A 19,827-nucleotide genomic window follows, 5' to 3' on the forward strand; every position below is an offset into this window, starting at 1 on the left:
AGACCTCAGGCCAGCGGGAAGCCCTTAACCCACTTCGCCACGCGGTTGCGCGGCCCGACGACGCTCACCGCGAGGTAGTCGGGTTCCTCGGTCCGGCCGATCTCGTCGACGTACTCGTCGTAGACGCGCAGCCGCTGCCCCGCCCCGGGCATGTCGGCGACGAACACGTCCTCGGCCGCACCCGCCCGACCGCGCAGGACGGCGAGATCGGCCGCGGACGCCGTCAGCACGGTGCACCCGCTCCAGTGGAGACCGGGATGCACCGCGCCGGTCGAGTCCTTCACCTCCGGCCCGAGCAGACCCTCGACCTCGCACGGCGGACGAACCGGGACATCGCGGCGGCGGTCGGGGTCTCGCCGACGACCGCGTTGGACCGCACCCGGGCCCTGCGGCGCCGCGGGGTGATCCGCGGCGCGCGGCTCGACCTCGACCTCGCCGCCGTCGGACGCCCGGTGCAGGCGCTCATCGCCGTGCGCGTCCGGCCGCCGAACCGGCGGGTGATCGAGACGTTCCGCAACTGGGCCGTGCGGCTGCCGGAGACCCTCGGCGTCTTCGTGACGACGGACACGGAGGACTTCCTGCTCCACATCCCCGTCCCGGACAACGAGGCCCTCTACTCCCTGGTGATCGACAAGCTGACCCAGCGCCCGGAGATCGCCGACGTGCGCACCACGGTGGTCGACGAGCACCTGGTGTCCGACGTCATTCCGGACGCCCGTCCCAGACGCTCGTCTTGATCTTGCGATGGGTTAGGGTCGCCGCCCATGGGACATCGCGAGGACCTGCTGGACGGCGCCGCCGACTGCCTGTACACCAAGGGTTTCGGCCGGACGACCGCCCGGGACGTCGTCGCCGTGTCCGGCACCAACCTCGCCTCGATCGGCTACCACTTCGGGTCGAAGGACGCGCTGCTGACCGAGGCCGCCGTGCGCAGCGCGGGCGAGTGGGCGGGGGTGCTCGACGCCGCCCTGGGCCGGGTGGACCCCACCGCCACGCCGGACGAGCGGGTCCAGCAGACCTGGAGGTCCGTCGTCGACCTCTTCCACAGCGAGCACAAGCTGTGGATCAGCTACGTCGAGTCGCTGGCCGAGGCCGCCCGCTCGCCCCGCCTGCACGACGCGCTGGTCGGCGCCCAGCGGGACACCCGCGAGGAGCTCGCCTCGATGTTCCACGCGCTGCCGGACGACCCGCGCGAGGCCGACCACCGCAGCCGCGTCCTCGGCGGCTTCTACCAGGCCCTGCTCACCGGCCTGATGGTCCAGTGGGTGGTGGACCCGGACACCGCGCCGACCGGTGACGACGTCGCCGAGGCCCTCCGGATGCTCGTCGGCTCCGCCGAGCTGGCCTGATCAGTCCCGCTTCGGGCGCCCGATCCCGAAGGCGTACAGGGTGCCCAGGACGGCCAGGGGCGGCACGCCCGTCCACAGGAACCAGGGGTAGACGGCCTCGCCGTTCGTGATCGTGACCAGGCCCCAGACCACCAGGTTCACCACGGCGATCGAGGTGAAGACGATCGTCAGCACCCGCATGGCGGTGCCGCCGCCGGTGTCGGCGAAGACGCCCGGCCTGCGCGCCTCGACGGCCGCGGGGACCGCGGGGAGGTCCCGGACCAGCCGGTCCAGCTCTCCCCGGGTCGTGGCGGCGTAGAGCGCGCCGGAGCGGGTGTCGAACTCGCCGAGGTCCAGCAGGCCCTCGCCCTGCGCCCACTGCAGGTGCCGGGCGGTGACCGCCCGGTCGGCGTCGGAGACCCGCATGTCCTCGGGGCGGATCGGCTCGGTCACGACGCCCATCGTGCCGGCCGCCACGGTGCGGCGGATCCGGGTCATCCCCGATAGTGCCTGCATGCCCACCCTGGCCGAGTTCAACGCCCTGCCCGACGCGGTCGCCGTCCTCCTGCCGGTCTGCGCCTCGACCACCTGGGCGGAGGCCGTCGCCGCGGGCAGGCCCTACGCCGACCTCGACGCGCTGCTGGCCGCCGCCGACGCCGCCCCCGTCGACCTGGCCGACGCGCTGGCGGGGCATCCGCGCATCGGCGACCGGGTGCACGGCGGGTCGTCGGCGAAGGAGCAGGCGGGCATGGCCACCGCCTCGGACGCGGTGCGGGCCGCGATGGCGGAGGGCAACGCCGAGTACGAGCGTCGGTTCGGTCACGTCTACCTGGTCTGCGCGTCCGGCCGCAGCGCCGACGACCTGCTCGCCGTCCTGCGGGAACGCCTGCAGAACTCGGCTCAGGAGGAGGCCGCGCGCACCCGTCACGAGCTGACCGCGATCAACCGTCTGCGGCTGACCGGGCTCATCGTGCAGGATCGGTGAGGTGAGCACGCACCCCGCCGCGGCAGTCCCGGAGACCCTGTTCGACGACGAGCGCGAGCAACGCTGGCGGGCCCGGTTCACCGCAGTGCGGATGTCTCGGCCGCACTGGGCGCTCGATGCCCCGGACCGCTGCGTCTACACCTCCAACGCCAGCGGCACCACGCAGATCCACCTGTGGGACCGGGCCTCCGACGAGCACCGACAGCTCACCGACCGCGCCGCGGGCACGTTCCTCGCGACCCTGTCCCCGGACGGCGAGGACGTGTGGTGGTTCGCCGACACCGACGGCGACGAGTTCGGCCACTGGGTGACCCAGCCGTTCACCGGCGGCCCGGTCGGCACGCCGCTGCCCGCCGTCGAGGACGGCTACTCGGCCGGTCTGGACATCGGTCGCGAGCACGTCCTGGTCGGCACGTCCACGGACGAGGGCACCACGATCTGGCTGGACGAGCAGGTCCTCTACCGCCACCCGGAGGACGCGGGCGTCGGCGGGCTCAGCGAGGACGAGACGCTGGTCGCGATCAGCCACTCCGAGCACGGCGACTCCCGCCACCCGGCGCTGCGGGTGCTCACCCGGGACGGCGAGACCGTCGCCGAGAAGTGGGACGGTCCCGGGAAGGGCCTGGGCGCCATCGCCTTCTCCCCGGTCCGCGGCGACCAGCGACTGCTGGTCGGGCACGAGCGCCGCGGCCGCGAGGAGCTGCTGCTCTGGGACGTCGCGACGGACACCGAGACCGAGCTCGACCTCGACCTGCCCGGCGAGCTCGAGGCGGACTTCTACCCCGACGCCTCGGCCCTGCTGGTCTGGCACACCCACGCCGCCCGCACCCGGCTCCACCGCTACGACCTCACGACGGGCGAGCTCGCCGAGCTGCCGACGGCGCCGGGTTGCATCGGATCGGCGGACGTCCGACCGGACGGCGTCCTCGAGTACACGGTGACATCCGCCGCGCACCCGTCGTCGGTCCGTGCGCTCGGCCCGGACGGCGACCGCGTACTGGTCAGCCTCGGCGCGCCCGCGCCGGACTCGGTCCCGGTTCGGGACCTCTGGGTCGGTGACGTGCACGCGCTCGTCGCCGCGCCCGCGCAGACCGGCCCCCTCCCCACGATCTTCACGCTCCACGGCGGCCCGCACGCCGCGGACGAGGACCGCTTCTCGCCCGTGCGCGCGGCGTGGGTGGACGCCGGTTTCGCCGTGGTCGAGGTCAACTACCGCGGCTCGACGGGCTACGGCTCCGCCTGGCGGGACGCGATCGAGGGCAGGCCGGGGCTCACCGAGCTCGAGGACGTGGCGGCCGTGCACTCCGCCGTCGTGGCGTCGGGGCTCACCGATCCCGCGCGGTGCGTCGTCGAGGGGTGGTCCTGGGGCGGCTATCTCGCACTGCTCGCGGCGGGCACCCAGCCCGAACGCTGGGCCGCGGCGATCGGCGGGGTGCCGGTCGCGGACTACGTGGCCGCCTACGAGGACGAGATGGAGCAGCTGCGCGCCTTCGACCGCGCCCTGTTCGGCGGGTCGCCCGAGGAGGTGCCGGAGACCTACCGGGTCGCCTCGCCGCTCACCTACGTCGACCGGGTGCGGGCGCCCGTGCTGATCCTCGCGGGCGAGAACGACCCGCGCTGCCCGATCCGGCAGGTCGACACCTATCTGGACGCCCTGGCCGACCGGGCGGACCTGCCGTACGAGGTCGCCCGCTTCGACGCGGGCCACGGCAGCCTGGTGGTCGCGGAGACCCTGCGCCACATGGCCACGGAGATCGACTTCGTGCGGCGGAGCCTGGCGCGGATCACAGTTCCCAGCACCTAGGCGTCACCTCCGCGTAGCGATCCCGTAACGCGGCGGGGCCAGTGTGGGTGAGGACTCGGGCAAGGAGGCGGTCATCGTGGCGCTCTGGCGCGTGCACGTGGAGCTGGAGGATCGGCCCGGCCGGCTCGGCGAGCTGGCCACGGCGGTCGGCCGCTCCGGGTGCAACATCCTCTCGCTGCACGTGGTGGGGGAACCGGCGGACGACGGGTCGGTCACCGACGAGCTGCTGGTGAAGGTGCCGGAGGGGATCGAGCCCGCGGGCATGGTCGCCGCGGTGGAGCAGGCCGGGATCCCGTGCTCGCTGCTGGTGCGGGCGGACGCCACGGAGCTCGCGGACACCGCCACCACCGCGTTGGCGTTGGCGCGGATGGTGGCCGCGGACCCCGGCAGCGCGCCGCAGGCCGTCGCGACCCTGCTGCGGGCCCGGATCGTCGAGCCGGGCACCCCCGGCGTGCACACGCTGCGGGTCGGCACGGCGCAGGTGCACCTCACCCGCACCTGGCCGTTCACGGCGACCGAGCTCTCGCGGGCCGCGGCGCTGCTCGAGCTGGCGGCGCAGCTGTCGCTGGCCGGGGCCCCGTCGCCGACGGCGTCCCGGCTGGACCCGATCCTCCTGCTGCGGGACGGGTCCGAGGTCCGGCTGCGTTCGGCCACCCCGGCGGACGTCCCGCTGATCGCGGCCATGCACGCCCGCTCCTCCCCCGAGAGCCGCAGCGCGCGGTTCCTCACCGCGGCCCGCAGGCTGGAGCCCGAGGAGCTCGACGAGCTCACCGGCCCGCACTCGGTGCTGGCCCTGACGATCGACGGCGGCAGCGCCGTGGGGATGGTCAACCTGTCGCGTCGGTCCGCGTTCGCGGTGATCGTCGAGGACGCCTGGCAGGGGCGCGGCCTGGGCACCGCCCTGGTCCGGCGCGTCGCCGACCTGGCGGCCGACCAGGGCGCCTCCGAGCTGACGGCGGTCACCCACACCCAGAACATGAAGGTCACCCGGCTGCTCCGCCGGGCGGGCCTGCGCCCGACCGCCGAGATCAGCGGCGGCATGCTCCACGTCCGCGCCCCCCTGACCGCGACGCACGCCACCCTCTGACTGCGCTAGTCGAGTAGGTCGAGGACCGCCTCGGTGGGGCGGCCTACTGTGGCGCGGTCGCCCCGGATCACGATGGGGCGCTCGATCAGGATCGGGTGGGTCGCCATCGCGTCGAGCAGGGCGCCGCGGTCCGCGGTCGCCAGGCCGAGCTCCGTGTACAGCTTCTCGCCCTTCCGCACGATCGCCCGCGGGTCGTCGGTGCCGAGCTTCACCAGCACCGCCTCCAGGGTCGCCCGGTCGGGCGCGGCGTCCAGGTAGCGCACGACCTCCGCGTCCACGCCCTCGGCCTCCAGCAGCGCGAGGGCCTGCCGGGACTTGGTGCAGCGCGGGTTGTGCCAGATCGTGACGTCGCTCATGCGCTGCAGCCTAAGCCCCGCGTCGGACGTCGTCGGGCGCGATCACGAGCCGGACCAGCGGCTCCGCGACCATCGCCGCCAACGCCGCCGCCTTGTCGGGCTCGGCGAGGTCCCAGTACGTCGCGGCGAGGTCGCGGGCCAGGTCGGCGGCCCCCTCGGCCTGCACCGTGACGGCCCCCGAGACCGCGACCCAGCGCTCGGCCTCGCCCTCGGGTGCCGCCACCACGAGCGACGCCCACGGGTCCTCCTGCACCCGGCGCACCTTCGGCGAGCGGGCGAGGCTGAACACCTCCACGCCCGCGTCGGTGAGCCCGAACCAGACCGGCCGGGTCACCGGGCGCACGCCCGGGCGGGGTGCCACGGTCAGGTAGCCGTGCAGCGGGCGGCGCAGCAGGTCCCGGTCCTCGTCGGTCAGCATGGCTCCTCCTCGACTTGGTCACTTGACTGTGATCGGCCGGCGCGCGGAAGTCCGGCGTCCGCTCCGCCCAGGCCTGGAGCTCGAGCTGGGCGGCCTGCAGCCCCGGCTCGGCGGCGGTCCAGTCCCGGAACAGCCCGCCTCCTCCGCGATCCGACGCGTGGTGGCCCGGGCCACCCCCTCCCGCGCGATCACCCGGATCGCCGCCGCGACGAGCTGCGGTCGGCGTTCCTCCTGCGGGACGTGGGGCACGGGACGACACTAGGCCCGTGACCGTCCCGACCTCCGGCGTCCTCGTGTTCGACGGCGAATGCGGCTTCTGCACCCGCGCGCTCGGCTGGCTGCGGCTGCTCGACCGCGAGGCCCGGCTCGTCACGCTCCCGCTGCAGGGCCCCGGCGTGCCGGCCCGGGTGGGGGCCACGCCCGCGGCCTGCAAGGAGGCACTGCACTTCGCGGCGGACGGCCGGGTGCGGACCGGCGCCGCCGCCGTCAACGGGGCGCTGGCGGTGGCCCTGCAGCGGCGGTTCCCGGAGTGGATCTACGCGCGGACGGCGCGCACGCAGGAGCGGGTCTACGAGTGGGTGGCGCGTCACCGCGGCCTGCTCCCGGGCATGACCCCCTGGTGCGAGCGCTACCCGGCGGCCTGCGCCCCGACGGCCGACCCCCGGAGCTGAAGCCACGCTGAGTGACGCGGCCGGGTGCGCCCCGCGCTCGGGCAGACTCGTCCTCGATGAGCATCGAGCCCCCCACCGAGCGCCTCCCGGTCGTCCCCCCGCCACCGGCCGCGCGGCGTCCGCGCGGTCTGGCCGGGCGGATCGTCGGCGCGGTGGCGTTCGCCCTGATGGTGTCGGTGTTCCTCCTCCCGGACCTGTGGTTCGGGTTGGACCGCTGGAGCCCGTTCACCCAGCTGATCGCCTTCCGGCCGGTCCTGGTGGTCGGGGTGGCGGTGGTCGTCGTCGTGCTGGGGCTGGTCACCCTGGGCATGCGACGGGCCTGGCCGTTCCCGGTGGCGATGCTCGTGGTGCTCGGGATCGGCGTGTCGATGCTGGTGCCGCGGATGCTGGCCGACCCGCTCCCGACGGGCGGCGAGGCCCTGAAGGTCCTGTCGTTCAACGTCTACACCGGAGACGCGGACGTGAACGCGCTCGCCGACACGATCCGCCGCGAGCGCCCCGACGTGGTGTCGCTGCCGGAGGCGGGCGAGCGGTACCGGGCGCGACTGATGCCGCTGATCGAGGATCTCGGCTACACGAGCCGGGCGTCAGTCGGCGAGCGCTCCCAGGACGTCAACGGCGTGGTCGCGCTGGTCTCACCCCGCTTCGGCGACGTCGACTTCACCGTGGGTCGGGTCGACGAGAACTCCCCGTTCCCCTACGTCGTGGTGACCGGCGGCGGTCTCGGTGACCTGCGCTTCGTCGCCTTCCACTCGGTGGCGCCGACGGCGGGTTCGGTGTCGCAGTGGCGGACCGACCTCGCCGGGGCGGGCGGGTGGTGCCGCGGCGACACCCCGACCGTGGTCGCGGGCGACTTCAACGCGAGCCTCGACCACTCCGTGCTGCGGGAGGCGATGGCGTCCTGCGGGGACGCGGCCTCGCAGCGCGGATCGGCGCTGACGGCGACGTGGCCCACCTCGCTGCCGCGCTGGCTCGGGTCGGAGATCGACCACGTCTTCTCCACCACCGGCACCGCCGAGTCCTTCGAGGTCCTCGACCTGCCCGGCAGCGACCACCGCGCGGTCCTGACCACCCTGCGGCTCGCCTGAACGGCGCGTTCGCTCACCCAGGTGTGAGCGGACGCGCCGTCCGTCGGCAGGGTCAGACGGGGTCGAGGGCGAAGGTGTCCAGGTCGAGGACGAAGCCCTTGACCTCCATGTCCGGCACCGTGAACGGGCTCTCCCGCAGCCGCGCCACGCCCGCGCGCACGCTGTCGGCGGGGTCCGCGAAGGAGCCGGGGGCCCACTCCGGGGTGGCACCGCACTCCGACTCCAGCTTGGCGACGAGCTCGGGGTCGGTGAAGGTCGCCATGCCGCAGCCCTTGTGCTGCACCACGTAGACCGTGCGGGTGCCCAGCTCGCGCTGGCTGATCGTCACCGATCGCACCACGTCGTCGGTCACGATGCCGCCCGCGTTCCGCAACACGTGGGACTCGCCGGGCTTGATCCCGAACAGCGCGACGGGATCGATCCGGGCGTCCATGCAGGTGACGATCAGGGTGTGCAACGAGGGCGGCGCCGGAAGACCCTTGGCGGCCTCGGCAGCCGAGGCGGCGCCCCCGTCCTGATGGCGAATGAGGAGTTCGTCGGTCACGAGGCGAATTCTCCCGCGATGGTCTCGGCGATCTCGTAGGTGTTCAGCGCGGCGCCCTTGCGCAGGTTGTCGCCGCAGAGGAACAGATCGAGTGTGTTCGGGAAGTCCAGCGCCTGCCGGATGCGCCCGACGTGCGTGGCGTCCTTGCCCACCACCGCGGCGGGGGTCGGCCAGACCCCGGCGGCCGGGTCGTCGTCCAGCTCGATGGTCGGCTGCGCGGCGATCACCTTCTGGGCCGCCTCGACCGACACCTCCTGGGCGAAGGTGGCGTGCACCGCGAGCGAGTGGGTGGTGACCACCGGGACGCGGACGCAGGTCGCGGACACCTTGAGGTCCGGCAGGCCCAGGATCTTGCGGGACTCGTTGCGCACCTTGAGCTCCTCGGACGACCAGCCGTCGTCCTTGAGCGAGCCGGCCCACGGCACCACGTTCAGGGCCAGCGGCGCGGGGAACGGCGAGTCGTCGCCCAGCGGCGCGACCGCGGCGGCCACGTCCCCGGACACGGCCCCCAGGTCCTTGCCCGCCACCGCGGACAGCTCGGCCTGCAGCCGGTCGACGCCGGCCTGCCCCGCCCCGGACGCGGCCTGGTACGAGGCCACGACGAGCGCCTCGAGCCCGAACTCGCGGTGCAGGGCACCCATGGCCGCCATCATCGACAGCGTGGTGCAGTTGGGGTTCGCGATGATCCCCTTCGGACGGTCGGCGGCCTTGTCCGCGTTCACCTCGGGGACCACCAGCGGCACGTCCGGGTCCATCCGGAAGGCGCCGGAGTTGTCCACGGCGACCGCGCCGCGCGCCGCCGCGATCGGGGCCCACTCGGCGGAGACCTCGTCCGGGACGTCGAACAGGGCGATGTCCACGCCGTCGAACGCCTCGGGCGAGAGGACCTGGACCTCGACGCCGGCGCCGCGGATCTGCAGGACCTTGCCCGCCGAGCGCGCGGACGCGATGGGCCGGATCTCCGCCCACGGCACCGTCTCGCGGGCGTTGATGATGTCGATCATCGTGGTGCCGACGGCGCCCGTGGCGCCGACGATCGCCAGAACCGGAGCCATCGCCTACCGTCCCGTCCCGGCCGCGACCACGACCTCTTCCTCGGAGTCCAGCTCGAAGGCCTCGTGCAGCGCGCGCACCGCGTCGTCCAGCTGGTCGGACCTGCAGATCACGGAGATCCGGATCTCGGAGGTGTTCATGGTCTCGATGTTGATCCCGGCGTCCGAGAGGGCCTCGCAGAACTTGGCCGTGACGCCCGGGTGGTTGCGCATGCCCGCGCCGACCAGCGAGACCTTGCCGACCTCGTTGTCGTAGATGAGCTCGGTGTAGCCGATCTCGGCCTTCGAGCGCTCCAGCGCGGCGACGGCGGCGGGGCCGTCCGCGCGGGGCAGCGTGAACGTGATGTCGGTCTTCTTGTCCGCGGCGTTGGAGATGTTCTGCAGCACCATGTCGATGTTGATCTCGGCGTCGGCCACGACGCGGAAGATCCGGGCGGCCATGCCGGGGGTGTCCGGCACGCCCGTCACGGTGATCTTGCCCTCGGACCGGTCGTGCGCCACCCCCGTGATGATGGGGTTCTCCAACGGAATCTCCTCGATCGAGCCGGCCACGAGCGTGCCGGGCTTGTCGTTGTAGCTGCTGCGGACGCGCAGGGGGACGTTGTAGCGGCGGGCGTACTCGACGGCCCGCAGGTGCAGCACCTTGGCGCCGCACGCGGCCATCTCGAGCATCTCCTCGTAGGTCACGGTGTCCAGGTGCCGTGCCTTCGGCGCGATGCGCGGGTCCGCGGAGTAGATGCCGTCCACGTCGGTGTAGATCTCGCAGACGTCCGCGTTCAGCGCGGCGGCCAGCGCGACGGCGGTGGTGTCCGACCCGCCGCGGCCCAGCGTGGTGATGTCCTTCGAGTCCTCGGACATCCCCTGGAAGCCCGCGACGAGGACGATCTGCCCCTCGGCCAGCGCGTTCTTGAGCCGGTACGGGTTCACCTCGACGATGCGGGCGTCCCCGTGCTTGCTCGTGGTGAGCATGCCCGCCTGCGAACCGGTGAACGAGCGCGCCTCGGCACCCAGCGAGTGGATCGCCATCGCGACGAGCGCGTTCGAGATGCGCTCGCCCGCGGTGAGCAGCATGTCCATCTCCCGCGGCGGCGGCGCCCCCGTGGAGACCTGCTCCGCCAGGTCCGTCAGCTCGTCCGTGGTGTCACCCATCGCGGACACGACCACGACGACGTCGTGACCCTCCTTGCGGGTTCGGACGATGCGCTCCGCGACCTTCTTGATCCGCTCCGCGCTCTCGACCGACGATCCGCCGTACTTCTGCACGACGAGGGCCACTCCGACCTCCTACTGCCTTCGGCTCTCTGTGGTCGGAAGTCGAGGCTACCCGGACCGAGCTGCCGAGTTAACCCGTTTGACCGACACCACAGGGGTGTTTAGGGATCGAGCCGTTCGGGCAGGGCACCCGCCCGTCGCGGTCTCGCGTCACGGGAGGATGACGCCGCTGTCGCCGGAGCGCGGATCCGCGGGGGTCGGTGTCGACCCGCAAGCTGCACGCGACCTACCAGGGCGCCGACCTGACCTACGCGCAGACGGTGCTCGCGATGCGGGTGACCGGCTGCGCGCGCGATCTCGCCGCGGACGACCGGAGCTCGTTGAGCGACCTCGCGGCCCGGCGGGGGTTCAGCGACCTCTCCCACATGAACCGGGTGTTCCGCGCCCACCGCGGCTGCCTGCCGTCCGAGTACCGCGCGGGTCGCGCAGGACGCGCCGAGGGGCGGCGGGGCCCCTCCCCCTGACGGGGCCGCGCCCGGGGTCAGCCGATGCGGCGCACCAGCCGCACGACCACGGCCGTGATGATCAGCCAGATGATCGCGGCGGTGCCGTAGTTCAGGGTCACCGCGAGCTTGGGCTCCGCGGGCAGGAACAGGTTGTCCAGCCCCAGGTTGAAGTAGGTCGCGAGATCGCGGACGAACTCCGTGAGGAAGTTGGCCGGGTTCGCGTCGAGCAGGGTGAGCACGATGTGGACGACCAGGACCGCCACGATCAGCATGCCGACCAGGTTCAGCACCCGGGCCAGCAGACCCGCACCCCGCCGCACGTTCGTCCCCACCGCCATGTTGTCCTCCACGACCCCGCAGTTACCGAGGAGTATGGCATCGACCGGCCCGGCCCACCGGGTCCCGCGCCGCGCCCGAACGAGTGGCGGTTGCGGGGGACCGGGGTCGGGGGGTTAGAGTCGAGGGATGGCGCGCCTGCTCCTTCGCCGCCGCGGCGGGGTCTGACCGACCGGCCCCTCGTCGCGGGTTTCTGGCGTGCGCCGGTCTCACCCTGAAGACCACGCTAGGAGCACCGTGATGTCCCTGTCTCCCGACGCCTACACCGCCTCGTCGTCGTCGAAGATCCGTACGCCCTCGGTACCCGCGCCCGCGGGCCAGGCGCCGTGGAACCGCCAGCAGGGCAGCCATATGCCCTTCGGCCGGTACAAGCCCTTCCACGAGCTGGTCGAGCCGGTGTCGCTGCCGGACCGCACGTGGCCGGACAAGCGGATCACCACGGCGCCGCTGTGGTGCGCCGTCGACCTGCGAGACGGCAACCAGGCGCTGATCGACCCGATGAGCCCGCAGCGCAAGCGCCGCATGTTCGACCTGCTGGTCCGCATGGGCTACAAGGAGATCGAGGTCGGCTTCCCGGCCGCCTCGCAGACGGACTTCGACTTCGTCCGCGAGATCATCGAGCAGGACGCCATCCCCTCGGACGTCCGGATCCAGGTGCTGACCCAGGCCCGTCCGGAGCTGATCGAGCGCACCTTCGAGGCGTGCGAGGGCGCGCACAGCGCGATCGTCCACCTCTACAACTCGACGTCCGCGCTGCAGCGTCGGGTGGTCTTCCGCCAGGACCGGGCGGGCATCACCAAGATCGCCACGGACGGCGCCGAGTTCGTGCAGCAGGTCAGCGAGAAGTACCCGGACACCGACTGGCGCTTCGAGTACTCGCCCGAGTCCTACACCGGGACCGAGCTGGAGTACGCGGTCGAGGTCGTCAACGCCGTCTCCGCGATCTGGCAGCCCACGCCGGAGCGGCCGATGATCGTCAACCTGCCCGCCACCGTCGAGATGGCCACGCCGAACGTCTACGCGGACAGCATCGAGTGGATGCACCGCAACCTGGCCCGCCGCGACGGGATCATCCTGTCGCTGCACCCGCACAACGACCGCGGCACCGGCGTCGCCGCCGCCGAGCTGGGCTACCAGGCGGGCGCGGACCGCATCGAGGGCTGTCTGTTCGGCAACGGCGAGCGCACCGGCAACGTCGACCTGGTCACCCTGGGCATGAACCTGTTCACCCAGGGCATCGACCCGCAGATCGACTTCTCGGACATCGACGAGGTCCGCCGCACCGTCGAGTACTGCAACCAGCTGCCCGTGGCCGAGCGGCACCCGTGGGGCGGCGACCTGGTCTACACGGCCTTCTCCGGCTCGCACCAGGACGCGATCAACAAGGGCTTCGACGCCATGCGGGCGGACGCCGAGGCGGCGGGCCACGAGGTGGACGAGCACCCGTGGGAGGTGCCGTACCTGCCGGTGGACCCGAAGGACATCGGCCGCACGTACGAGGCCGTGATCCGGGTGAACAGCCAGTCCGGCAAGGGCGGCGTCGCCTACATCATGAAGACCGAGCACGGCCTGGACCTGCCGCGTCGGCTGCAGATGGAGTTCTCCAAGGTCATCCAGGAGGTGACCGACACCGAGGGCGGCGAGGTCTCCCCCAAGGAGATCCGGGACGTCTTCGAGACCGAGTACCTCAGCCGCGAGACCCCGCTCAAGCTGATCCGGCACCGGCTGACCAGCGACGGCGAGGGCCGGGACGAGATCGTCGCGACCGTCCGCGTGGAGAACGACCTGCACGAGATCACCGGCAGCGGCAACGGCCCGCTGGCCGCGTTCGTGGACGCGCTGGCCGGCATCGGCTTCGACGTCCGGGTCCTCGACTACCACGAGCACGCCATGGGCGGGGGCGACGACGCCCGGGCCGCGGCCTACGTCGAGTGCACCGTCGAGGACAAGGTGCTCTGGGGTGTCGGCATCGACTCCTCCATCGTCTCCGCCAGCTTCAAGGCCCTGGTCTCGGCCATCAACCGGGCTCTGCGCTGACGCACCCGTGCGTGGTGAGTGGTGCCAGAGCACCACTCACCACGCACGAGCGGCGGAGCTGCCCGCCTCGAAGAACGTCCGCAGGGTCGCCTCGTCCGTGAGCTCGTGCACGGCGCCGAAGTCCGCGTTCCAGAACGGGCCGGACCGCGGCGTCCACGGCCCCACGTAGGCGTAGGGCTCCGGGTGGCCGGCGTCCCCCGGTGACACGCCGTAGTTCACCTCGTCCTTCGCGATCGCGAGATCGAAATGCTCGGGCCACAGCACGGGCTCGCTCTCCGGCGCGAACGCGCGCAACGCCCGCTCCCCGGTGCCGAACCAGCCGAGGAGCAGGTGGGTGGCCGCCTCGTCGACGACGATCTCGTCGTCGAGCGCGGCGCCCGAGTGGTCGGAGTACACCCCCTCCGGCACCCCGGGCTCCACTCCCGCCCGCGCCGCCAGGTCGCGGTAGTTGCCGCGCAGCGGCGCCCGCCCGCCCTCCCACACCAGCTCGGTCCCCGAGACCCGCAGTGACCCGCTGACCTGGCCGAACCCACCCGGCACCACGCGCAGCCGGATGGTCCCGGCCGCCCGGAACTGCGGGCCCGCGAGCAGCAGCTCGGCCACCCCGTGCAACGCGTGCCTGGTCCCGCTCATGCGGCACCGAACGCGGTGAACGCGGTGTGCAGGACCAGGCCGTGCGGGTCCTCGACGTCCACGGCCGCGCGGGCCGCGTGCACGGCGTCCGCCATCGTCGCACCGCGGGCCAGCGCCCGGTGCAGGTCGAGGGAGAACCCGACGGTCACCGCGTCCCCGATCGGCGCGATGCTGGCCGCCACCGCGGCCGCCCCGCGGGCCATCAGGGCGCCGACCAGGCCCAGCACCTCATCACCCTCGACGGGCACCCCGGCCGCGGACTCGCAGACCGCGAGCACCGTGCGGCGCGGGGCGGCACCGAGCAGGTCGAGGCGGTGCACCGTCATGTCCCCGTCGGCCAGGCGCACCGCGGAGAAGATCGGGTTGTCGGCCCGGACGAGCCCGTGGCAGGCGAGGTGGGCGAGCTCCGCCCCCGCCAGGGTCGCCGTGACGGCGGCGACGCTCGCCACCGGCGGCACCAGCACGTCGGCGTCCGGGTGGAGTCCGTGCAACCGGGTCACCTCCTCGACCGCGCCGGGCAGCCCCGGCCCCGCCACCAGGACGGTCCGGCCGCCCGCGGCCGGGGTGCCCGCCGTCCGCGCCCACAGCGACATCGAGGGTGCGGCGGAGACCGGCCCCGGGTGCAGGGCCGACCACGGCACCTCCCGGGTGGTCGGGTCCGGCACCACGACGACGGGGGCCTGCGGATCCAGCCCCAACGGCGCGACGAGCAGCTCCCGCAACCGGCCCACCGCGTGCCGGGCCGCGGCGGGAGCGGACCGCGAGGGCCTGCCGGGGCGCCCCAGCCTGCGCAGCGCGGCACCGAGCGCCTCCGCCTCGACCGCCACGTCCGCCCGGGCGCCCAGGCCCACCAGCTCGGTGCGGCGGGGCCGGACCACGACCGCGAAGACCCGGCCCCCGTCGGTCCCGTAGGCGACGAGCGGGCGCCCGGCCAGCAGCCGTCGGACCTCGGAGAGGGAGGCGGTGCCACCCCGCCCCGGCTCGGCCGCACGACTGCGCCAGGCCGCCTTGCGCACCCGGACCTCCAGGGTGGCCTGCTCGGCGAGCAGCGTCGCGGGTTCGGCCGCACCGTCTCGCCGCAGCTGGGCGAGCTCGGCCTGCACCGCCGCCAACGCGGCGCGCGGCGCGCGGACCTCCTCCTCCAGCGGCGGCGCCGAGGTCAGCAGGGCCGCCGCCCGGATCCGGTCGAGCCACCGCAGCACGTCCGCGGGCGGTGCCGACCGCAGCAGGGCCCGCAGGCCGAGCCTGCCGAGCTCCACGCCGTGCCCGGAGGCGAGGGCGCGCAGCTCGGTCGAGCCGAGGGTGTCGCGGTGCCGGTTGAGGTCCAGCAGGCCGCCGCGGGCGTGGCGGACGACGCCGGCGTCGTCTCCCTCGGTGTGGGCGGCCAGCGCCCCGGCGAGCCGGGCCTGCGCCCTGACCAGCACCGATCCGCGTCTCCCCTCGGTCAGCGCGGCGGCCAGGTGGGCGCGGGCGACGGGCCGCCTGCTCAGGGCCAGTGCGGCGCGGCCTGCGGCCAGGTGGCCGTCGACGAGCGCGGCACGCTGCCCGTTCGCGGCGAGGGTGCGGACGGCGCGGCGGGCCGCCGCCAGGTCCACGGGCTCGACCCGGCCGACCGCGAGCAGCGCCGTCACCCGGACGATCTCCGCCCGGGCCACCCAGGCCGGGCGCCGTTGGGCCCGGAACGCGGCGGTCGCCGCGGCGGCCGGGGCGAGCGCGGCCTCCGGGTCCCGCCCGCGGGCCTCCACGTGCGCGAGCCGGAGCAGGGCCTCGGCCCCCATCAGGCCCGCCCCGCCCGCCGCGAACGACTCCTGGGCGCGCCGGGCGGAGGTGCGCGCCTCGGCGGTCAGCCGCAGGTCGAGGAACGTGTCGAGCTGTTCGAGGTGGAGCTCGCCCTCGGCCAGCCCGACCGCGCGGTAGCGCTGCTCGGCGGCGTCGAAGGCGCGCAGGCTGTCCGCGAGGCGGCCCGCCCGCGCGAGGACCCACCCGCGGGAGCAGGCCACGAGCGCCCCGAGTGCCGGCCCGGCGAGGGCGTCGGCGCGGTCGAGCAGGCCCAGCGCGACCTCCGGGCGCCCCAGCTGCGCCTCGATCATGGCCAGGTTGTTGGCCACCTTCGCCTCGGTCTCGCGGGTGGTCCGGGGGTCGGCGAGCACGCGGCGGCAGATGCGGGCGGCGTCGGGCAGCCTGCCCACGTTGTAGAGCACGGACGCCCGCTGCAGCTCCAGCTCGGTGTCCCCGCCCGGCGCCGCCTGCGCGGCGGCGTCGAGATCGCGCGCGGCGGGCGCGAACCGGCCCCGCTCCAGCTGGACGACGGCGCGGGACACCAGGACCTCGTGCAACCGCTCGGCCAGCCCGGCCGCCCTGGCCAGCCGGACCGCCTCGTCGAGCAGCCGTTTCGCGGAGTCGTGCGCGGTCCGGGACCGCTCGTAGGCGGCCTGCGCCCGCAGCGCGACGACGAGCGCCTCCCGCGCCACCGCGGCCCGGCGGGCCTCCGCGACGAGCGCGGGCACGGCCGGACCCGCGCTCCGCGGGTCCGCCACGACGTCCGCGTGCAACGCCACAGCACGTATCACGAGATCAGTGGACACGTCCTGATTCATGACACCGCCTGCCGCCCCGGGGTGGAGGCAGGTTACGACGGCGCGCACGCAGGAGGCACCCATGGCTTGGGGAAAAGAGTTCGCGATCGCGGACACCGACACCGGATACGTCCGGACGGCGGAGCAGCGGTTGGTCGACCGGCAGGGTGTCACCGCCCAGGCGGCCTACTTCGCGAGTCCCGGCGCGGAGGCCTACCAGAACGCGCTGCTACGGGAGATCGACGAGCGCGCGGGCGAGCGGGGGCCGTGCACCTGCACCGTCCGCCGGGGGGACCGCTCGGTGCTGGCCGCGCCGGACGAGCTGCTGGTCCGCACCACCCAGCTGGACGCCAACGTCCGCGCGCTGCTCACCGAGCTGGACTTCGAGGCGGGTGACACCGCGCTCGACGGCCGGGTGACCCGGCTGCGCTCGCTCGTGTCGAACCTGCCAGTCGAGCGGCTCGACGAGGTGCTGCTGGTCCTGCAGAGCCGCGGCGTCCCGGCCTCGCTGAACCACCTGACCCCGCTCGGCCCGTGGGCGAAGGGGCAGGGCGGACCCGAGAACACCACGGGTCGGGTGCAGCCGCCGCCTGCGCCCGTCGACGACCGCCCGCTGGTGGCGGTGATCGACACCGGGGTGAACACCGACGAGCGCACCGACGGCTGGCTGTCCCGCCTGGAGCTCGCCGAGAAGGACCTGCTGACCGAGTTCGGCAAGGACCGCACACTCGGGTTCGCCGCCGGGCACGGCACGTTCGGCGTCGGCGCCCTGCTGCAGGTGGACCGGGGGGCGCGGGTGCGGGCCTACAAGGCGCTCAACTCCGACGGGATCGGCACCGAGGTGGAGGTGGCCGAGGCCATCGTCCGGGCCGCCGCGGACGGCGCGACGGTGATCTCCCTCTCCCTCGGCACCCGCACGCTCGACGACCAGCCCCCCGTGGCGATCGACGTCGCCCTGGAGTCGCTGCCCGCCGAGGTGGTCGTGGTCGCCGCGGCGGGCAACTACGGGGACGAACGCCCGGTCTGGCCCGCCGCCTTCAGCCGCGTGGTGTCGGTCGCGGCCCTGACCTCGACCGGCCACGGCGCGCCCTGGTCCACCCGCGGCTTCTGGGTGGACTTCTCGGTGGTGGGCGAGGGCGTCGTCGCGCCCTACCCGGTGGGGACGGAGTCGGCGTTCATCGACCCGGAGCCGGACACGTTCGGCCCGAACGCCTGGGCCGTGTGGAGCGGGACGTCCTTCGCGGCGCCCCAGCTCGCCGGGCTGATCAGCCGGCTCACCCCGCAGTGCGGCGGCAGCCCGCACGCGGCGCTGGCCGAGATCACGCGCCACGCGGTGCGGCTGCCCGACTACGGCCGTGCGCTGCAGATCCTGCCCGGTACCTAGTGGCCCGGGACTAGACCGCGATCCGTCCGCTCACGATCACCCGGCCGCCCGGCAGGGTGATCGTGAGCGACAGCGCCACCGTCTCCACGGGCAGGTCGGCGGCGAAGCGGCCCAGCTCGTCCGCGGTCAGGGCGAGCGACTCGCCCCCCAGGACCAGCTCCACCGCGGCCCCGCCGCCGGGCGCGAGCTGCCCGACGAGCCGCCTGCCGTCCAGCCCCGGCACGACCTCGATCTCGATCTCCACGTCGCCCGCCTCGAAGGCCAGCGCGCGCGGTCCGGCGGCTCCGCGCACCACGCCCTCGAGCCCGTCGACCAGGGAGTCGTAGGTGAGCGCGGCGAGCTCGGCGTCGACGGTCCGCCACGCGAACAGGCCCTTGGCGGCCTCCACCACCTCGCGGGGGGCCCGGCGGTCGGCGAGGGCCGCGGCGAGCTCGGCGGCCAACTCGTCGTCAGTCATCGCTGCCCACCCCCTCCGGCAGCAGCGCGCGCAACCGGTCCAGGCACCGCGCCCGGGTCGGCCCGATGCTGCCGATCGGCATGTCCAGCACCGACGAGACCTGCGCGTACGGCAGCGCGAGCACCACGACCAGCTCCAACAGCCGGGCGCAGCGCTCGTCGAGCGCCTCGAAGGCGGCCCGGACCAGGCGGGCCCGCTCCCCGTCGAGCGCGCGCTCCTCCGGCCCCGGCTCGGTCGCCGGGGCGTCGGGCTCCGTCTCCGTCGGCGACTCCCGACCGGCCCGCCGGGCCAGCCGCCACGCCTCCCGACGGGCGGTGGTGGCCAGCCAGCCGCCGATCGCCTCGGGTTCGCGCAGCGTGCCCAGGTTCTCGACCAGCCGCAGGAACGTCATCTGCACGGCCTCGCCCGCGTCCGGCCTGCCCAGACCCTGCCGCAGGGCCACCGACCAGACCAGCGAGGAGAAGTCCTCGACCAGGCGGTGCCAGGCCGACTCGTCCCCGTCCGCGGCGCGACGGACGACGTCCGCGACGTCCTCTCGGTCCACGCTCGCCCGTTCCTCCTCGGTCACCCCATGTGGTGAGGAGGAACCTATCCGACCCAGTGCCGACCATCCCAGACCTTCCCCGACGCGCATCTGTCGTGAGGAGGCGATCCGGGCCCGGGGCGATACGACTCCGACCGGGCGACGGCGGGTCACCCGCAGTGACCGGGCTGCGGGGTCGCGTACGGTCGAGCCGTGGTGTTGCCCGTGGCTCCCCTCGCCGCCTACCTGTTCCTGCTGTGCTGGTCGGCGATCCCGTTCGCACCGGCGGAGCCCGTGCTCCTCGCGGGTGGCGCGGTCGCCGGGGCGGGTGGCCTGCTGCTGCCGGTCGCGATCGGCGCGGCGGCACTCGGGTCGCTGGTCAGCGACCTGGTCAAGTACGCGCTGGGGCGCAGCGCCGGTCCGGCCCTGCTGCGCAGGCTCTCCCGCTACCCCGCGGGGGCGCGGGCGGTGCGGTGGATCGAGTCGCGCATGCTCGCGTCGGGGGCGTGGGTGATCGCGCCGTCGTACTTCGTCCCGTTCGGGGTCGTGACGGCCACGCTGCTGTCCGGCGCCCTCCGGCTGCCGTGGCGCAGCGTGGTCCTGGCCTCCGCGGTCGGGGCGCTGGTCTGGGCGACGGTGTTCCTCGGACTCGGCTTCGTGGGCACCGCGGTGACCGGCAACCCGTGGTTCGGCCTGGCGATCGCCGCCCCGGCCGCCCTGGTCATCGGCCTGCTGGCCAAGCGCCGCGTCGCCCGGGACTGCACCTGCGCCCCGGAGGCACACGAGTCCCCCTGCCCCCTGGCCGCCTGACTCCCCGCGTCCCTCCGCAT

General features: G+C 74.1%; 24 protein-coding genes. 11 read left to right on the forward strand and 13 right to left on the reverse strand.

All coding sequences use genetic code 11. The features are described 5' to 3' along the window. Positions 1 to 5 precede the first annotated feature (5 nt). Positions 6 to 284 (reverse strand): DUF2000 family protein, encoded by a 279-nt coding sequence (locus BLS43_RS18690; protein ID WP_176921411.1) that lies wholly within the window; start codon positions 282 to 284, stop codon positions 6 to 8. Here BLS43_RS18690 and BLS43_RS18695 point away from each other — a divergent pair. Together BLS43_RS18695 and BLS43_RS18700 are read left to right on the forward strand one after the other, a co-directional pair. Next, entirely contained in the window at positions 258 to 737 is a 480-nt protein-coding gene (locus tag BLS43_RS18695; RefSeq protein ID WP_093086869.1) for an Lrp/AsnC family transcriptional regulator, read from the forward strand. The genes BLS43_RS18690 and BLS43_RS18695 overlap by 27 nt on opposite strands. 27 nt (positions 738 to 764) lie before the next feature. After that, complete coding sequence (locus BLS43_RS18700) at positions 765 to 1,349, forward strand: TetR/AcrR family transcriptional regulator (RefSeq protein ID WP_093086591.1); 585 nt, start codon at positions 765 to 767, stop codon at positions 1,347 to 1,349. Here BLS43_RS18700 and BLS43_RS18705 read toward each other — a convergent pair whose 3' ends face one another. Continuing rightward, positions 1,350 to 1,844: a DUF1707 SHOCT-like domain-containing protein gene (locus tag BLS43_RS18705; protein WP_093086594.1), complete on the reverse strand. Its 495-nt coding sequence runs from the start codon at positions 1,842 to 1,844 to the stop codon at positions 1,350 to 1,352. It abuts the gene before it with no gap. On the opposite strand from BLS43_RS18705, the gene uraD reads away from it, so the two are divergent. From uraD to BLS43_RS31710, 3 genes are read left to right on the forward strand one after another with little or no spacing between them, the layout of a single operon-like run. Beyond that, positions 1,843 to 2,313 (forward strand): 2-oxo-4-hydroxy-4-carboxy-5-ureidoimidazoline decarboxylase, encoded by a 471-nt coding sequence (gene uraD / locus BLS43_RS18710; protein WP_093086597.1) that lies wholly within the window; start codon positions 1,843 to 1,845, stop codon positions 2,311 to 2,313. The genes BLS43_RS18705 and uraD overlap by 2 nt on opposite strands. A gap of 1 nt (position 2,314) precedes the next feature. Next, positions 2,315 to 4,117 (forward strand): S9 family peptidase, encoded by a 1,803-nt coding sequence (locus BLS43_RS18715; RefSeq protein WP_176921412.1) that lies wholly within the window; start codon positions 2,315 to 2,317, stop codon positions 4,115 to 4,117. 43 nt (positions 4,118 to 4,160) lie between these two features. Then, a complete protein-coding gene (locus BLS43_RS31710; RefSeq protein ID WP_093086600.1) occupies positions 4,161 to 5,204 on the forward strand; it encodes a GNAT family N-acetyltransferase in 1,044 nt (347 codons plus the stop codon). 5 nt (positions 5,205 to 5,209) lie between these two features. Here the strand turns inward: BLS43_RS31710 and arsC are convergent, their stop codons facing one another. The 3 genes from arsC to BLS43_RS32085 are packed head-to-tail and all read right to left on the reverse strand — an operon-like array spanning position 5,210 to position 6,227. After that, complete coding sequence (gene arsC / locus BLS43_RS18725) at positions 5,210 to 5,560, reverse strand: arsenate reductase (glutaredoxin) (protein ID WP_093086603.1); 351 nt, start codon at positions 5,558 to 5,560, stop codon at positions 5,210 to 5,212. A 10-nt stretch (positions 5,561 to 5,570) separates the two neighbouring features. Then, complete coding sequence (locus BLS43_RS18730) at positions 5,571 to 5,978, reverse strand: pyridoxamine 5'-phosphate oxidase family protein (RefSeq protein ID WP_093086606.1); 408 nt, start codon at positions 5,976 to 5,978, stop codon at positions 5,571 to 5,573. Between the two features lie 18 nt (positions 5,979 to 5,996). Next, positions 5,997 to 6,227 carry a TetR family transcriptional regulator gene (locus tag BLS43_RS32085; protein WP_093086609.1) on the reverse strand — a complete coding sequence of 77 codons (231 nt, stop codon included), beginning with the start codon at positions 6,225 to 6,227 and terminating at the stop codon, positions 5,997 to 5,999. 17 nt (positions 6,228 to 6,244) lie between these two features. On the opposite strand from BLS43_RS32085, the gene BLS43_RS18740 reads away from it, so the two are divergent. Both BLS43_RS18740 and BLS43_RS18745 read left to right on the forward strand, forming a co-directional pair. Then, complete coding sequence (locus tag BLS43_RS18740) at positions 6,245 to 6,649, forward strand: thiol-disulfide oxidoreductase DCC family protein (protein ID WP_093086612.1); 405 nt, start codon at positions 6,245 to 6,247, stop codon at positions 6,647 to 6,649. Positions 6,650 to 6,705: 56 nt separating this feature from the next. Further along, the gene (locus BLS43_RS18745; RefSeq protein WP_093086615.1) at positions 6,706 to 7,737 is read left to right on the forward strand and encodes an endonuclease/exonuclease/phosphatase family protein; all 1,032 of its coding nucleotides are present in this window, start codon (positions 6,706 to 6,708) and stop codon (positions 7,735 to 7,737) included. A 52-nt stretch (positions 7,738 to 7,789) separates the two neighbouring features. Here BLS43_RS18745 and BLS43_RS18750 read toward each other — a convergent pair whose 3' ends face one another. Genes BLS43_RS18750 through BLS43_RS18760 form a run of 3 tightly spaced genes read right to left on the reverse strand, consistent with a single transcriptional unit; the run spans position 7,790 to position 10,608 of the window. After that, on the reverse strand, positions 7,790 to 8,281 hold the full coding sequence (locus BLS43_RS18750) for a beta-class carbonic anhydrase (RefSeq protein WP_245707581.1): 492 nt from the start codon (positions 8,279 to 8,281) through the stop codon (positions 7,790 to 7,792). Next, positions 8,278 to 9,336: an aspartate-semialdehyde dehydrogenase gene (locus BLS43_RS18755; RefSeq protein WP_093086618.1), complete on the reverse strand. Its 1,059-nt coding sequence runs from the start codon at positions 9,334 to 9,336 to the stop codon at positions 8,278 to 8,280. The genes BLS43_RS18750 and BLS43_RS18755 overlap by 4 nt, the downstream gene beginning before the upstream one ends. 3 nt (positions 9,337 to 9,339) lie before the next feature. Next, entirely contained in the window at positions 9,340 to 10,608 is a 1,269-nt protein-coding gene (locus tag BLS43_RS18760; protein ID WP_093086621.1) for an aspartate kinase, read from the reverse strand. A 197-nt stretch (positions 10,609 to 10,805) separates the two neighbouring features. On the opposite strand from BLS43_RS18760, the gene BLS43_RS18765 reads away from it, so the two are divergent. Next, the gene (locus BLS43_RS18765) at positions 10,806 to 11,069 is read left to right on the forward strand and encodes a helix-turn-helix domain-containing protein (RefSeq protein WP_093086624.1); all 264 of its coding nucleotides are present in this window, start codon (positions 10,806 to 10,808) and stop codon (positions 11,067 to 11,069) included. Positions 11,070 to 11,086: 17 nt separating this feature from the next. Here the strand turns inward: BLS43_RS18765 and BLS43_RS18770 are convergent, their stop codons facing one another. Beyond that, a complete protein-coding gene (locus tag BLS43_RS18770) occupies positions 11,087 to 11,389 on the reverse strand; it encodes a hypothetical protein (RefSeq protein ID WP_093086879.1) in 303 nt (100 codons plus the stop codon). 238 nt (positions 11,390 to 11,627) lie between these two features. Between BLS43_RS18770 and leuA the strand changes: the two genes are divergently transcribed. Beyond that, on the forward strand, positions 11,628 to 13,424 hold the full coding sequence (gene leuA / locus BLS43_RS18775; protein ID WP_093086627.1) for a 2-isopropylmalate synthase: 1,797 nt from the start codon (positions 11,628 to 11,630) through the stop codon (positions 13,422 to 13,424). Positions 13,425 to 13,460: 36 nt separating this feature from the next. Here the strand turns inward: leuA and BLS43_RS18780 are convergent, their stop codons facing one another. Next, positions 13,461 to 14,057: a hypothetical protein gene (locus BLS43_RS18780; protein WP_093086630.1), complete on the reverse strand. Its 597-nt coding sequence runs from the start codon at positions 14,055 to 14,057 to the stop codon at positions 13,461 to 13,463. Next, positions 14,054 to 16,642, reverse strand: coding sequence for a CHAT domain-containing protein (locus tag BLS43_RS18785; protein ID WP_143030121.1), 2,589 nt, complete (start codon positions 16,640 to 16,642; stop codon positions 14,054 to 14,056). The genes BLS43_RS18780 and BLS43_RS18785 overlap by 4 nt, the downstream gene beginning before the upstream one ends. A gap of 73 nt (positions 16,643 to 16,715) precedes the next feature. On the opposite strand from BLS43_RS18785, the gene BLS43_RS18790 reads away from it, so the two are divergent. After that, on the forward strand, positions 16,716 to 18,017 hold the full coding sequence (locus BLS43_RS18790) for a S8 family peptidase (RefSeq protein WP_176921413.1): 1,302 nt from the start codon (positions 16,716 to 16,718) through the stop codon (positions 18,015 to 18,017). 10 nt (positions 18,018 to 18,027) lie between these two features. Here BLS43_RS18790 and BLS43_RS18795 read toward each other — a convergent pair whose 3' ends face one another. Further along, positions 18,028 to 18,474 carry a hypothetical protein gene (locus tag BLS43_RS18795; protein ID WP_093086637.1) on the reverse strand — a complete coding sequence of 149 codons (447 nt, stop codon included), beginning with the start codon at positions 18,472 to 18,474 and terminating at the stop codon, positions 18,028 to 18,030. Beyond that, positions 18,467 to 19,018 (reverse strand): RNA polymerase sigma factor, encoded by a 552-nt coding sequence (locus BLS43_RS18800; RefSeq protein WP_176921414.1) that lies wholly within the window; start codon positions 19,016 to 19,018, stop codon positions 18,467 to 18,469. Before BLS43_RS18800 ends, BLS43_RS18795 begins: the two co-directional genes overlap by 8 nt. Before the next feature lie 192 nt (positions 19,019 to 19,210). On the opposite strand from BLS43_RS18800, the gene BLS43_RS18805 reads away from it, so the two are divergent. Beyond that, positions 19,211 to 19,807 carry a DedA family protein gene (locus BLS43_RS18805; protein WP_093086642.1) on the forward strand — a complete coding sequence of 199 codons (597 nt, stop codon included), beginning with the start codon at positions 19,211 to 19,213 and terminating at the stop codon, positions 19,805 to 19,807. Positions 19,808 to 19,827: the final 20 nt, after the last annotated feature.

Origin of the sequence: Pseudonocardia oroxyli, from assembly GCF_900102195.1 — a bacterium.
GTDB classification, from domain to species: Bacteria; Actinomycetota; Actinomycetes; order Mycobacteriales; family Pseudonocardiaceae; genus Pseudonocardia; species Pseudonocardia oroxyli.

Coding starts and splice junctions, on each gene's coding strand:
- BLS43_RS18695 (WP_093086869.1), top strand. CDS start 258: ATGCACCGCGCCGGTCGAGTCCTTCACCTCCGGCCCGAGCAGACCCTC.
- BLS43_RS18700 (WP_093086591.1), top strand. CDS start 765: ATGGGACATCGCGAGGACCTGCTGGACGGCGCCGCCGACTGCCTGTAC.
- uraD (WP_093086597.1), top strand. CDS start 1,843: ATGCCCACCCTGGCCGAGTTCAACGCCCTGCCCGACGCGGTCGCCGTC.
- BLS43_RS18705 (WP_093086594.1), bottom strand. CDS start 1,844: ATGCAGGCACTATCGGGGATGACCCGGATCCGCCGCACCGTGGCGGCC.
- arsC (WP_093086603.1), bottom strand. CDS start 5,560: ATGAGCGACGTCACGATCTGGCACAACCCGCGCTGCACCAAGTCCCGG.
- BLS43_RS18730 (WP_093086606.1), bottom strand. CDS start 5,978: ATGCTGACCGACGAGGACCGGGACCTGCTGCGCCGCCCGCTGCACGGC.
- BLS43_RS18745 (WP_093086615.1), top strand. CDS start 6,706: ATGAGCATCGAGCCCCCCACCGAGCGCCTCCCGGTCGTCCCCCCGCCA.
- BLS43_RS18755 (WP_093086618.1), bottom strand. CDS start 9,336: ATGGCTCCGGTTCTGGCGATCGTCGGCGCCACGGGCGCCGTCGGCACC.
- BLS43_RS18770 (WP_093086879.1), bottom strand. CDS start 11,389: ATGGCGGTGGGGACGAACGTGCGGCGGGGTGCGGGTCTGCTGGCCCGG.
- leuA (WP_093086627.1), top strand. CDS start 11,628: ATGTCCCTGTCTCCCGACGCCTACACCGCCTCGTCGTCGTCGAAGATC.
- BLS43_RS18780 (WP_093086630.1), bottom strand. CDS start 14,057: ATGAGCGGGACCAGGCACGCGTTGCACGGGGTGGCCGAGCTGCTGCTC.
- BLS43_RS18790 (WP_176921413.1), top strand. CDS start 16,716: ATGGCTTGGGGAAAAGAGTTCGCGATCGCGGACACCGACACCGGATAC.
- BLS43_RS18795 (WP_093086637.1), bottom strand. CDS start 18,474: ATGACTGACGACGAGTTGGCCGCCGAGCTCGCCGCGGCCCTCGCCGAC.